This window comes from Labilibaculum sp. DW002, from assembly GCF_029029525.1.
Lineage (GTDB): Bacteria > Bacteroidota > Bacteroidia > Bacteroidales > Marinifilaceae > Paralabilibaculum > Paralabilibaculum antarcticum.
This window is the reverse complement of the sequence record NZ_JAKJSC010000001.1, coordinates 2,437,386-2,451,613: the sequence shown is the minus strand read 5'-3', so window position 1 is coordinate 2,451,613 and position 14,228 is coordinate 2,437,386. Positions and strand designations below refer to the sequence as shown.

Below are 14,228 nucleotides of genomic sequence, written 5' to 3'. Positions count from 1 at the left end.
ATGACCAAGAGAAAAAATATAATTTATAGCAGTTTAGTTGTAGCAGGATTATTGATAATTCTGAATTTTATTGCTTCTGTATTTTTTTTGCGGGCAGATTTTACTGAGGATAAACGTTATACTCTTGATCGGTCTACAAAAAGAATATTAAGGGAGGTCGAAAAGCCTATAATTATGACCCTTTATGTATCGGAAAATTTACCGCCCGATGTGAATAGAACGGTTCAGGATCTAAAGAGTTTGTTGACCGAATACAATCATTACAGTAAAAGAAAAATAAGCTTCGAATATGTAAATCCCAATGCAAATGAAGACCTGGAAAAAGAAGCTGTTGAAGCTGGAATTAATCCAGTTCCTTTAGAAGTTCGAGAAAAAGATCAAATCAAAGTACAAAGAGTCTTTTTAGGAATGTCAATTCAAGTTGGCGATCAGTCCGAGATAATACCATTAATTAAACCTGGTATTATAATGGAATACACATTGTCAACCTTAATCAAAAGGCTTACCATTAAAAATAAACCCAAAGTTGGATACATCATTGGGCATGGTGAACCAGAATTGGCGAAGATGGAGCAAGCAATCAAAGAGTTGTCCATTTTGTACGATATAGAGCCAGTTAGTTTGTTATCTCAATCAAATCTCACAGATTACAAATCATTGCTTCTAATAGGACCAATGGCTACAATATCGACTTCTCAATTTAGGCGCTTGGATAATTATTTAGCTCAAGGAGGAAATCTATTCATTGCGATTGAGCGAGTAAATGGAATGTTAAATGATGGAATTGGTGTCTCTGTTGATACAGGTCTTGAAAAATGGCTTCTTTTAAAAGGAATTCATGTTGATGATTCTTTTATTGTTGATAAAAAATGTGGTACGGTAACCGTTCATCAACAGGGATATTTTTCTTTCCCTCAACAAATTAATTTTCCCTTTTTACCTGTCATATCTAATTTTTCAAATCATAGCATAACAGATGGCTTAGAGACAGTTGTTCTTCAATTCGCTAGTCCAATTAGTTATCTTGGCGATACTCTTCTGGAATACAAACCATTGGCATATACATCTAGTATATCAGGCAAATTAAAGGCACCTATTAGTTTTAATATTGGAAGAGTGTGGCGAACACATGATTTTCTATTTCCAGAAATAACTGTAGCTGCAACGCTAAAAGGAAAAATGGGAGGAGAGAAGGAAGCTCGGATTTGTGTCATAGGCGACGGCAACTTTATTGTGAATGGAGTGGGAGATCAAAAGATTACCATTCAACCTGATAATATCAATTTTATTGCTAATGCCATTGATTGGTTGAGTGATGATTCTGGATTAATGAGTTTGAGAACGAAGGGAGTAGAATCACGTCCATTAAACGAATTGACAGATGGGAAGGTATTTATGCTTAAATACTTGAATTTTTTATTGCCTTTGGTGCTGTTAATAACTTATGGATTAATAAGATTTAGAAGAAGGAGTTTAAGGCGTTCGAAACGAATGAAACCTGGATTTATTAAGTAAATTAGAAAAGGGAAATGCAAAAGAAGTTGGAAGTTTATCCCCGGCTTCTGGCAATCCCGGGAAAGAATGTACCAGAAGCTTATTAGCATATCAATAAATCGGGATAAATAAAACCAAAACAAGTCTGGTTTTATTTACTTGAGAGCAATTTAAAACTATATTATTATCCAATCAAAATTATTTGATTAATGAAAATATAATGAGGCTATAAAGCTTTTTTAAATTCAATAGTTATAGGGCTTACAGCGTTTTTGACCAAGTGTTATTTAGATGTGATAAAAATAACCATTTGTATAAATTGTTGAAAAAAGAACATATATTGTTAATAAAAGGCAAAAAAAAACCGAAGTTTTCACTTCGGTTTTCTTATGGGTGTATTTTAGATTAACTCTTTGGTCTGATTTTTAATTTTTGTCCAACTTTTAAACTTCCTGCATCTTTAATATTATTAATTTTCATGATATCGAAATTAGAGATGCCCGGGAATTTCTTGGCAATCGTCCAAAAGTTGTCTCCTCTTCTAACCGTGTAGTATTCGTATGAGCCATTATTGCTTACAGGTGCTGGACTTGCAACCGTTTTGCTGGTTGAAACTGTTTTTCCTAAAGTAGCTTGCTTCTGAGCATAACTCATCGTATTAAAGCTTTCGTAATAAGATGCTTTTTCTTTTGGAACATAAACCACAAGTTTTTGTCCTACTTTAATCAAGTTTCTTCTCACGTTATTCCAGTATCGAAGATCTGATGTTCTTACATGAAACCAAGAAGCAATTAAGCCTATTGCATCACCAGATTTTACTTTGTAATAGGTTTTTGCTTTCCCTTTTGGAGTTGCATGAGCAAATTTTTGGTATCGATCACGAGGATTAACTACCTTATCTTTCATGCTGAAATAGTAGTCTTTTTTATAGGCAAAAATAGAATCTTGATTATCTATAAATTTTGCAGTGTATTCCATTGGAATTTTTAAAGCGTAAGCTTTGTTTGCAGGAATAATATCTGCTCTGTATTGTGGATTTAAATTTCTTAGTTGATCTTTTGAAATGTTGATAACTTTCGAAATTTGATCGAAATGAACTTGTTCGCTAATTAATAAAGTATCGCAAGCAACTGGTAGGTTTGAAGGTTTTGGATACAACTGATGCTCTTTGTGATAATTAAAAGTATACAAGGCTGCAATAAAGGCTGGCACATAACCTCTTGTTTCTTTTGGCAAGCGGTAGTAGATGTCCCAATAGTTCTTCTTACCACCACTACGACGTATCGCTTTGTTTACATTTCCAGGACCGCAATTGTAAGCTGCAATAACCAAAGGCCAGTTTCCATACATTTTGTATAAATCCTTTAGGAATTTAGCCGCTGCGTAACTCGATTTAATTGGATCACGACGCTCATCTACGAAAGAGTTCACTTCCAACTTATACTGTCTACCTGTAGAATACATAAATTGCCACAAACCTGAAGCACCAGCTCTGGATAAAGCTTTAGGATTAAGAGCTGACTCAATAATTGGCAAATACTTTAATTCCTGGGGTAAACCTTCTTTGTCAAGAATTTCTTCGAAAATAGGAAAGTAATATTCTGACATTCCCATCATAAGCTCTACTTGCTTTCTTCTGCGTTGCGTATAAAGCTCAATATAGTTACGTACAATTTTGTTGTAAGAAAGGTCGATTAATGAAGGAATTTGTTCCAGTCTTTTAATGTAAACTGAGTCTGGAACTTTTGCAGAATTATAGACTTCTCTATTTTGTTCGTAGGTAGTTGTTTTATCAGAATTCTTGGCGTACCAAGAATGAATTAAACCTTCTAAGTTGTTAGAGAATGTGGTATTGATGCTATCATTCAGATCCCAACGTACATCAACGGGATTAATTTTTAGAAAAGCCAAAGAATCTTTTTCGACAATAGTTTCGATTGTTTCTTCAACTTTAGAAATAGTGTCTATTTCTGAAAGTGTTACTTGTTCAATTGCTGTTTCATTGCTTTCAACTTGTTCCGATTGATTTGGCTTAATTGTGCTGCAAGCCAGTGTTGTACCCAGTAAAATAATGGGTAAAATATATTTACTTTTTTTCATTCTTGTTTTCTTAAAAGGTAATTTGGCATTTAAAGCCAACAGAATTTCCCGTAAAAGCTGAGTAACTTACAGCTGGTTGTACATTGATCGTTAAGTTATCATCCACACTAAAATTGGTAAAATGGGCATCAACTGCCGCATCAACAATATTTAGTACGTAAACTCCGAGTAAAATGATATAGCTAAGATCACGATCGTGTTTAAAAGAGTCTTTTTTATTCTGCAATTGAGTTTGGAACCAATTATCAAAACTTTGATCAGTATCGCTAAAATCTCTATCGATTAGGTCTTCATAACTTTTAGAGCTCGGCTCAACAATAGGTGTTTCCAATCCTTCATCTTGATATTTATAATCGTAGAATTGAGAGAAATCACGAAAACCAGATTTGTATTTTTTGTAATTTTTAGAATTCCAGTTGATGGCATAAATTGTAGCTCCAATTCCTGCATATAGGATTGGAATCTTCCAGTACTTTTTGTTGTAAGCTTGTCCCAAACCCGGAAACATCACCGAGTACATGGTTGCTTTGTGTGGCGAATGAACTTTTACAATCGATTCTACCGCTACTGTGTCTGCTTCTACTAATTGCTGAGAAATGGCATTGTTTGAGCTGCCAAAAAGCAATAGAAAGATCAGCCCAAGAAAAAATATCAGGCGCAAATTGTTCAATGTAATTTCTTTTAAATGTTTCTACTAAGCTATGATTTCATTTGATCCAAAACAGCAAGAATACGCTCCAAATCATCATCAGATTTAAATGGAATAATAATTTTCCCTTTACCATTTTTGGTTCGTTTAAGATCTACTTTAGCGCTAAAATGATTTGCTAAATGATCTTTTAAAGATTCATACTCCTCAGGAAGAGAAACAGCTTTTTCAGGAGCCGGTTTCTTTTCATCCCCTTTATTGAAGGTACGTACTAATTCCTCAACTTTTCGAACAGAAAAATCATGTTCAACAGTTAGTTGAAAAATATCAAGTTGAGCTCTAGGATCATCGACGTTAACCAATGCTCTAGCATGGCCCATCAATAATTTTTTCTCACGAATTCCTTTCTGGATTTCGGCTGGTAGTCTTAGTAGTCTTAGGTAGTTAGATATGGTAGAGCGCTTTTTACCAACACGATCAGATAAACTTTCTTGTGTTAATTTACACTCATCAATTAATCTCTGGTAACTAATGGCAACTTCGATAGAATCTAAATCTTCACGTTGAATATTTTCAACCAAAGCAAGTTCTAACATTTTATCGTCTTCTGCCAAGCGAACATAGGCAGGGATTTTAGTTAGACCTACTAATTTAGCAGCTCTAAAACGTCTTTCCCCAGCAATAAGCTGATAGCTGTTACTGTTGATTTTTCGAACCGTAATTGGCTGAACAATACCAATCTCTTTAATCGATTGGGCAAGTTCATTTAAAGCTTCTTCATCAAATTTAGTCCTAGGCTGATAAGGATTGGCTTCAATTTTTGAGATGTCAATTTCGTTACTCAAGTCTCTTTCGGGTCTTGCCTGAATTTCATCAACATCATTAATTAATGCTCCTAATCCTCTTCCTAATGCGCTCTTTTTTGCCATGTTACTGTTTCAATATTATTCGCTAATTAGTTTTTTTTTGTTGCTTGCTTTGCTCATGTCATTATTTTTCAATAATTCACGAGCCAAATTTAAGTAATTAACAGCACCTGCCGATTCTGCATCGTATAAAATAGCAGGCTTACCATAACTTGGAGCTTCTCCTAGTTTTGTATTTCGCTGAATAATGGTTTCGAAAACCATATCCTGAAAGTGCTTCTTAACTTCACTCACAACTTGGTTCGACAAGCGTAAACGACTATCATACATCGTTAACAGGAAACCCTCGATTTCCAAATCCGGATTCAATCGACTTTGAATAATTTTAATCGTATTCAAAAGTTTTCCTAATCCTTCCAATGCAAAATATTCGCATTGTACCGGAATTAAAATAGAATCAGCAGCTGTTAAGGCATTCACTGTAATTAAACCTAAAGAAGGTGAACAGTCGATTAAAATATAATCGTAGTCATCGCGAAGCGTATTTAAGACATTCAAAAGAATTTTTTCACGATTAGCTAAGTTCAACATCTCAATTTCAGCTCCAACTAAATCGATATGAGATGGAAGAACATCCAAGCCTTCCATGTCCGTTTTCAGAATTGCATCCTTAGGATTGGTTCCATCAACAATACACTCGTAAAGGCTGTTTTCAATAGCACGAACATCAAAACCGTAACCCGATGTTGCATTAGCTTGCGGATCGGCATCAACAATAAGAACGCGATGTTCCAATACAGCAAGACTTGATGCCAGATTGATAGCAGTCGTTGTTTTTCCAACACCACCTTTTTGATTTGCAAGAGCGATTATTTTAGCCATAAACAATTCGAATTATAAGGTTTTAGTTTTATTAAATTGATGTTGATTCAAAGATAGTATTTTAAAAGACATTTAAAATTTTGAACCAGTCTAAAATAGTAACAATACGATGTAAATTATCAACATATTTATTACTGATAATTTGGATCTGCCATGAATAAAACTCCTTGTTGATGAGTATTTTTCATAATAAAGAACATCCAAAGAATGCATATTTAGGCCATTGCAAATAGTTTTAAGCTTTCCTCTAACAGTTGTTCTTTATCAATTGGAACAACTACTGGTATTTCACAAACAATTCCTCCTGCAAGGTTCGATATAGCAGCAATTTCAGCTGCATTCATTCCTGCAGCCAAACAAAGTGTAGCAACAGAAATTACTGTATCCCCTGCTCCTGACACATCTGCAATTTTTCTGACAACTGCAGGAATATGCTCATAAGTATTCTCATTACTGATAAACACACCAAGCTCCGAAAGAGTAATCAATAACTTATCAACGCCCATTTCTGACTGAAATTGTTTAGCTGCTCTAAATAAACCTTCAATATCACCTTTCTCTAAACTCAAGTTAGATCCTTCAAGGAATTCTTTGAAATTAGGTTTAAATAAGGTGACATTTTTATAATCGGAGTAATGGCGTTTTTTAGGATCGACCAAAATTGGAATATTTTTCTGGTTCGCAAAATCTGTTATTTCTTCAATCAGATTTTTTGTGATCACTCCCTTGTCATAGTCTTCAAAAACCACAGCATGAATTTCATGTTTCTCAAGCAAACTCTTGATGTGATCGATGAACTCTAATTCTGTTTCATCCGCTAATTCATGCGTATCTTCTTCATCAATACGAATCACATGTTGATTATTGCTAATGAATCTGGTTTTAACTGTTGTTCTGCGATGAGAACTGACGACAATACCTGATTGCTCTTGTTGAATCTCAGATAACAACTTAATGAAATCCTTACCTCTGTCATCATCACCAATTACCGAACACAAAATAGGATTAGCTCCTAGTGATTTGATATTCAGAGCAACGTTGGCAGCACCCCCCAACCTGTTCTCACGACTTGAGCATGAAAAAATAGGCACCGGAGCTTCTGGAGAAATACGATCGACTTCGCCCCATGCGTAAGCATCAACCATAACGTCACCAATAATAAGTATGTTGTAATCAGAGAAGGATTCGAAAATACGATTCAATTCAGATTTATTCACAAGCGGTATTTTTTTTTAGTTTTCCCAACAAAGATAAACAAATTCATGTGTTCTTGAATTTTTCCTCACTTCTTATGCATTTTTAACATTTTCGGGAAGCTATACTTTTTGTCTTTGGCAGTCTGTTTTACATGGGATCAACATCAAAATTAATTTGAATAGATTTAAATTGTTCCATGTTTTTTAGATGATTAGCATGTTGGTTTAGAATCCATTTTGCTTTTGCCGGTGAACTTTTCTTTTCAATTTTTAAAAGAATGTTGATGATGTAATAATTTTGAATTCGATTTATTACTGGTGATTGTGGCCCAAAAATACGAGCGCCAAATACTTTGCGTAGCGATTTTGCCAATACATTAGCAGCTTGGTCAAGTTTCGTTTGGTTCTTGTCTTTTAAGCAAATATTTATCAAACGATAATAGGGTGGATAAATGAATTCTTGCCTTTCCGATAATTGAGAAGAATACATTGAAACATAATCGTTTTCAATTACATTTTTAATAATTGGATGCTCAGGTGTAAAAGTTTGAATTAAAACTTTTCCTCTTTTTTTCTTTCTTCCGGCTCGTCCAGAAACTTGAGCCATCATTTGATAACTGCGCTCATAGGCCCGGTAATCGGGATAATTTAACATCGAATCGGCGTTTAGTACGCCAACTAAACTTACATTATCGAAATCGAGACCTTTCGAAACCATTTGGGTTCCAACAAGGATATCAAGTTCATGGTTCTCAAACTTGTAAATCAAGTTCTCATAGGCCATTTTTTTACGAGTTGTATCCAAGTCCATTCTCCCAATTCGGGCTTCAGGAAAAAAGCTATGCAATTCGTCTTCAATTTTTTCGGTGCCAAAACCTCTATCTTCAATTTCAGAAGAAGAACATTGATCGCAATTGTTTGGTGGTTGAATGCTATGCGCACAATAATGGCAAACCAATTGGTTGTTGTATTGGTGATAAGTAAGGCTTACAGAACAGTTTGGGCAATGAGGAACCCAACCACACGATTTGCATTCCAGATAAGGGGAATATCCTCTTCTGTTTTGAAAAAGAATAATCTGTTCCTTGTTTTCAAGACTTGTTGTCATCATTTCCATTAACTCAGGAGAGAAAATGGATTTCATTCTTTTTTTTCTTCGTGCTTCCTTTATATCAGCAATTATAATTTCGGGCATTTCGATATTCTGATGCCTTTGAAATAATTCTACCAAACCATATTTGCCTGTTTTTGCGTTGTAATAGGTTTCAATAGCTGGTGTAGCTGTTCCGAGTAAGGTTTTTGCTTTGTGCAGATGTGCCAAATAAAGCGCTGCATCGCGAGCGTGATACCTTGGTGCAGGATCGAATTGTTTATAGGTGTTTTCGTGTTCTTCATCAACAATTATAAGTCCTAGGTTTTTAAAAGGAAGAAAAACAGAGGAGCGCACGCCAAGAATTACTTGATAAGCATTTTCAGGATCATTCTGATTGACGTTATTGTAGATTTCTACTCGTTCGGCATCGTTAAATTTGGAATGGTAAATACCTACTTTATTGCCAAATACAGTTCGAAGTCTTGTGATGATTTGAGTCGTTAAAGCAATTTCGGGTAGCAAGTAAAGAACTTGTTTTCCTTGTTGCAATTGCTCTTGAATCAGGTGAATGTAAATTTCAGTCTTACCGCTTGAAGTTACTCCATGAAGCAATACACAGTTTTTCTCTTGAAAATGTTTTCTAGTTTCTGCAATGGCTTTTTCTTGATATTCGTTTAATGTTTTTAAACCAGAAGTCTCTGTATGTGATAGATCTATACGATCTAATTTTTCATGATAAATTTCAAGAATTTGTTTTTCGACCAAGCTTTTTAAAACAGCTCGTGAAAAATCTCCTGATTTTAGAAATTCTGTAAGGGATACTTTTTGAGCAGTTTCTTCAAAATAGTATTTTGATAAATTCAAATAGGAGAGTAGGATCTCTTGCTGCTTTTTCGCTCTTTTTAAACCAATAATAAGATCTCCCATTTCTGATTCACTAAAATCAGATGCCAATCGAACAAACTGCTTTGTTTTTTCTTTGTAAGCGTTAATAATTTGCTCTTCGACTGTGATAGCACCTTTTTCTAGTAGGGACTTGATCTGCGGAAGCGTATTTTTTAAACCTGTAGCTTGATTTAAAGTTGAGATGTTAACGTCTTTTGAATGTTTTAGTACATTCAAAATTTGTTCTTCTGTTTTACTGAGTAGTTCCTGCGTTTGAAATTCTTCGTTCGCAGTTATTTTGGTTTGACTTTCTAGCTTTAAGCCAGAAGGAATAGCAGCTTTAAATACATCGCCAAGAACACACTGGTAGTATTGTGAAATCCAATCCCAAAATTGAAATTGAAAATTGTTGATGATTGGAGAATCATCCAAGCAAGCTAATATTTCTTTTGTGGAATAATCTTTTGGTGGATTCCCGTGAATGTTTTTTACAATTCCAGTATAGAATTTTTTATTGCCAAAAGGAACAACCACCCTTTTTCCAATGGCCACATCAACTTTTAGCTCTTCAGGAATTGAATAGGTAAAAAGTTGGGCCAATGGAAGTGGCAGTATTATATCTGCGAATTCGGTAGTCTTGTTCATTTATTAGGCATTTTTCTCAAAGTTATGAGTTCTAACCAGAATCTCAACACTTGGGCATTAAATCCTGAAAGGAAAAATTGCATGAACAATAACCACCGGAATGAGATTTCTTAGATAGAAAGAACATCGTTGATTGTAATCAATGAATCTTTTACCTTTTTCTTATTCTTAATGGTCTTATTGAAAGGTACGTGAGATACTTCTCCATTTACCATTCCTACCATGATACTTTTTTGGTCATCTAGCAAAGCATCAACTGCAGCTACTCCCAAAGTACTTGCTGTAACTCGGTCGAAAGCCGATGGTGCACCACCGCGTTGCATATGTCCTAATACTGATACACGAATATCATACTCAGGATGCTTCTTCTCAATTTCACCGGCAATGGTATAAGCTCCACCTGATTTATCACCTTCGGCAACAATTACGATACCTGAGTTTTTGTGTCCTTTATAACCAAGAGCCAAATACTTCTCTAAGTCTTTTGTATGCGTCTGACGTTCTGGAATCAAAATAGCTTCAGCTCCTGTAGCAATACCACTTCTTAATGCTAAAAATCCGGCATCACGTCCCATAACCTCGATAAAGAATAAGCGGTTGTGAGCACTTGCTGTATCACGAATTTTATCAACGGCATCGATAACTGTATTTAAGGCTGTATCGAAACCAATGGTATAATCTGTTCCGTATAGGTCATTGTCAATTGTACCTGGAATTCCAACAACAGGAATGTCGTACTCTTGAGTAAAAATACGAGCCCCGGAGAATGTTCCATCACCACCAATTACAACTAAAGCATCCATTTTAGCAGCAAGCATTTGCTCGTGTGCTTTTTTTCGTCCCTCTACACTTCTAAAATCCTGACTTCTTGCAGAACCTAAGATAGTTCCTCCTTTTTGGATAATGTTACTTACATCATATGATTTCATATGCTCGAAATCACCCTTGATTAATCCTTCGTAACCTCGATTTATTCCAACAACTTCTAGTTTGTTAAAAATGGCTGTTCTCACGACGGCGCGGATGGCGGCGTTCATACCTGGCGCATCCCCTCCTGATGTAAGCACACCAATTTTCTTAATTCTCGACATGTTTAACTCCTCTTTATAATTCAATTTTATTTTTTCAATCGTTTCGTTCATCAGCCATGTAGGAGTAGATGTGGCACCACTTACTCCAACTGATTTCGAATTTGCAAACCAGTTTAGTTCCAATTCATCAGGGCAAGTGATGAAATGACTATTCGGGTTCGATTTTTTACAAATGTCGAATAGCAATTTTCCATTCGAACTTTTTTCGCCACTAACAAAAATGATCAGATCGTGTTTTTTCGCAAATTCTTTAATTAGCGGAACACGATTTGCTACTTTTCTGCAAATGGTATCATGGATTTTGAGTTCGTTTTGGCAGCTGCTTTTTAAAGCTTCTGAAACTTTTTCAAATCCAGAAATGGTCTTTGTTGTTTGGGAAAACAAAACAACAGGTAGATTTCTGTCAATCAGTTTTAGATCATCAATGTTTTCAACTACAATGGCTTTCCCTTCTGTTTGACCAACCAAGCCGTTTACTTCGGCATGGCCTTTTTTACCGTAAATTACGATTTGGCCATTCGATTTTTCAATCTCGTGGTATGCTTTTTTTATTCTTTTCTGAAGATTTAAAACTACTGGGCAAGAAGCATCTATTATTTCGATGTTTTTCTTTTTTGCTGTTTCGTAAGAAAGTGGCGGTTCGCCATGTGCTCTAAACAAAACTTTTTTTCCTGATAGTTTTGAAAATTCGTCGTGATCAATTGATTTTAATCCAGCTTGTTTTAATCGGTCAACCTCTAAATTGTTGTGAACGATATCGCCAATGCAGTAGAGGTGATTCTCTTCCTTTAAAATTTCTTCTGCTTTATTAATGGCATTTACAACGCCAAAACAGAAGCCAGCATTAGGATCAATTTCAATTTTCATGATTAATTTATTTTCCTAACGATTAATTACCCAACCTTATTCATTTGATCAACAATCCAGTCAAGCTGTTCTGCTGGCGTTAGATGACTGTTGTTTAAAACAATCGCATCTTCGGCTTTTTTAAGTGGGCTTTCATCACGATTTTCATCGATGAAATCTCTCTTTTTTACATTCTCCCTGATTTCATCAAGTGAAATATCCTCTCCTTTTTCTTTTAATTCCTTAAATCGACGAATTGCTCTAATCTCAACATCGGCAGTCATGAATATTTTTAGTTCGGCATTTGGAAAAACAACCGTTCCAATGTCTCTACCATCCATTATTACACCACCTTCTTTGCTTAGCTCACGCTGAAAAGCAACCATTTTATCACGAACAAATTTTATTTTAGCAATTACGCTAACATTGTTCGAAACACTCATATTGCGAATTTCATCTTCTACCAACTCACCATTTAGGTAGGTTTCGTGACGTTGTTTCTCATTGTTGTACTGAAAAGAAATAGCAACTTCACTGATTAAGTGAGCCAATTTATTTTCATCAACTTGATCTTCAGAGATTAAATTGTGTCTCATGGCAAATAAGGTAACCACGCGATACATAGCTCCACTATCAATATAAGTGTATCCTATTTTTTTTGCTAAATCTTTAGCAACAGTACTCTTGCCACACGACGAATGTCCGTCGATTGCTATAATTAGTTTCTTTTCAGGTATATCCATTCTCTTTATTGCTCGATTTTTTTGTGCAATTGGGTACAAAAGTAAGAAGAAAATACATCAAAATGGGAGATTTTACACTAAAAATAGGGGGTAGGAAGTATTATAGTCACCTGTAAACGATTGCAATGCGCAAAAGTGGATCGTTTTTTTTTAGAAATTGAAGTCACTCAATCGGGTACTGATTGAAAAATGATTGCTTGTACCTGCCAGATGATATTTAGCACTGGCAAAATTGATTCTAAATCGAGATACTTTCACGCCAAATCCCCAAGTGAAACCAACCGTGGAACTTTTTTCTTCTACTTTAAGTTCCTGTCTTCTTTGAAAGTTATAGCCCAAACGAACTGTGAAATTCTTTGAAGGAATGAATTCTGTTCCGACAATAAGATGCTTAAAGGCTTTGTCAGAAAAGCTGTCTTCGTTGGTGTTCGACAAGTTTTCATCCGTTTTGTTTAGATCTGATGCATAGCTCATATCAAATTCTTCCAGATGTCTATAGCTTAGTGCAAAACGAAAAGGGGCATGTTGTAATTTGGTACTCATGCCAATCAATATTTCATTGGGAAGATCTTCTCGATGAGATCCATAATATGCTTTAAGTTGATAACCAAAATTTCGAGCTACAATTGATGCGCGAAATAGTTTATTTGAACTATCGTAGATAAAGGCTAAATCCGCAGCCAATCCAAAGGAATTGTAATTTTCGAGTGATGAATATATTGGCTTAATAGAGGCTCCAACTCGTAAATTTTCATTTAGTTGTCGACCATAACTAAGGATAAAAGCATAGTCAGAGGCTTTAAAGGTTCCATTTTTTTCTCCAAATTCATTTGCTTTGATGAATTTCCCATAATTCACATAGTGCATGGCAATGGAAAAGGTCCCGATTTTATCAAAATGTTTATTGTAGGCAGCGTAACCGTAATTAATATCTGAAATATAATTGACGTAATTAAGAGCGATTTTTTGGTCTAAATCAGTAGTAAGAGCTGCCGGATTGTAGAACGAGTAATCAGCATCGGCATCTTGAAGCGCAACTTGGTTTCCACCCAGTGCAGCCACACGGGCCGAACTACCCAAGTTCAGGAATTCATAGATGTTTTCACCTCCGCTTTGGGCTTTTCCCAAAAAAGAAATAAAAATCAGTACAAGAATAAGAACCGTTTTTTTATTCATGAATTTAATCGTTAACAAGCACTAAAGATAGAAATCAGATTGAAAAGAAATGGATTTACAATTGATCTCTTTTCAATTTTAAGCGATCAACAACTTCGTATACAGCAGGACAGTAGTGCGTATTTTTCAAAGTTAAATTTAAAATCTGGTAAAAGCGCTTCCTGTCGGTATGAGGGTATTCTCTACAAGCTCTGGGACGCTGTTCATAAACCATGCAATAGTTATCGGGCATTAAAAACGGACAAGGTGCTTGTTTGAAAACATAGTCGTTCTCATTGTCTAAATTCAAGTACTGATCGATAAAAGCCGAAGGTTTCATTCTCAACTGTTTTGCCATTCTTTCGATATCCTTATCGATAATAATAGGGCTGATGCTTTTGCAACAATTGGCGCACTCAAGACAATCAATTTCTTCAAAAACTTCATTGTGCAAACCATGAACAATCGTATCTAGCTGTTTTGGTTTTTTCTTCTTCAGCTTGTTGAATAAATCTTTCGTTTCGCTTTCAGTGTTTTTCGCTTGTTGTTTTAATCGTTCTAAGTCAATTTCTATCTTTCCCAT

Annotated in this window: 11 protein-coding genes; 1 reads left to right on the top strand and 10 read right to left on the bottom strand. The window is 35.3% G+C overall.

What is annotated here, in order from left to right; translation table 11 throughout:
* Nucleotides 1–1,515 (top strand): GldG family protein, encoded by a 1,515-nt coding sequence (locus tag L3049_RS09685; RefSeq protein ID WP_275109604.1) that lies wholly within the window; start codon nt 1–3, stop codon nt 1,513–1,515.
* A 384-nt stretch (nt 1,516–1,899) separates the two neighbouring features.
* On the opposite strand, the gene L3049_RS09680 is transcribed toward L3049_RS09685, so the two are convergent.
* From L3049_RS09680 to L3049_RS09635, 10 genes are all read right to left on the bottom strand, one after another.
* Nucleotides 1,900–3,594, bottom strand: coding sequence for a lytic transglycosylase domain-containing protein (locus L3049_RS09680; protein WP_275109603.1), 1,695 nt, complete (start codon nt 3,592–3,594; stop codon nt 1,900–1,902).
* A gap of 10 nt (nt 3,595–3,604) precedes the next feature.
* The gene (locus L3049_RS09675) at nt 3,605–4,264 is read right to left on the bottom strand and encodes a DUF5683 domain-containing protein (RefSeq protein WP_275109602.1); all 660 of its coding nucleotides are present in this window, start codon (nt 4,262–4,264) and stop codon (nt 3,605–3,607) included.
* A gap of 29 nt (nt 4,265–4,293) precedes the next feature.
* A complete protein-coding gene (locus tag L3049_RS09670; protein ID WP_275109601.1) occupies nt 4,294–5,172 on the bottom strand; it encodes a ParB/RepB/Spo0J family partition protein in 879 nt (292 codons plus the stop codon).
* 15 nt (nt 5,173–5,187) lie between these two features.
* On the bottom strand, nt 5,188–5,991 hold the full coding sequence (locus L3049_RS09665; protein ID WP_275109600.1) for a ParA family protein: 804 nt from the start codon (nt 5,989–5,991) through the stop codon (nt 5,188–5,190).
* A gap of 215 nt (nt 5,992–6,206) precedes the next feature.
* On the bottom strand, nt 6,207–7,208 hold the full coding sequence (locus L3049_RS09660; RefSeq protein ID WP_275109599.1) for a bifunctional heptose 7-phosphate kinase/heptose 1-phosphate adenyltransferase: 1,002 nt from the start codon (nt 7,206–7,208) through the stop codon (nt 6,207–6,209).
* 127 nt (nt 7,209–7,335) lie between these two features.
* On the bottom strand, nt 7,336–9,810 hold the full coding sequence (gene priA / locus L3049_RS09655) for a replication restart helicase PriA (RefSeq protein ID WP_275109598.1): 2,475 nt from the start codon (nt 9,808–9,810) through the stop codon (nt 7,336–7,338).
* Nucleotides 9,811–9,920: 110 nt separating this feature from the next.
* Nucleotides 9,921–11,768: a 6-phosphofructokinase gene (gene pfkA / locus L3049_RS09650; protein ID WP_275109597.1), complete on the bottom strand. Its 1,848-nt coding sequence runs from the start codon at nt 11,766–11,768 to the stop codon at nt 9,921–9,923.
* A 26-nt stretch (nt 11,769–11,794) separates the two neighbouring features.
* A complete protein-coding gene (gene cmk / locus L3049_RS09645; protein WP_275109596.1) occupies nt 11,795–12,490 on the bottom strand; it encodes a (d)CMP kinase in 696 nt (231 codons plus the stop codon).
* Between the two features lie 150 nt (nt 12,491–12,640).
* Nucleotides 12,641–13,666, bottom strand: coding sequence for a type IX secretion system protein PorQ (porQ, locus tag L3049_RS09640; RefSeq protein WP_275109595.1), 1,026 nt, complete (start codon nt 13,664–13,666; stop codon nt 12,641–12,643).
* Between the two features lie 55 nt (nt 13,667–13,721).
* Nucleotides 13,722–14,228 carry a YkgJ family cysteine cluster protein gene (locus L3049_RS09635; RefSeq protein ID WP_275109594.1) on the bottom strand — a complete coding sequence of 169 codons (507 nt, stop codon included), beginning with the start codon at nt 14,226–14,228 and terminating at the stop codon, nt 13,722–13,724.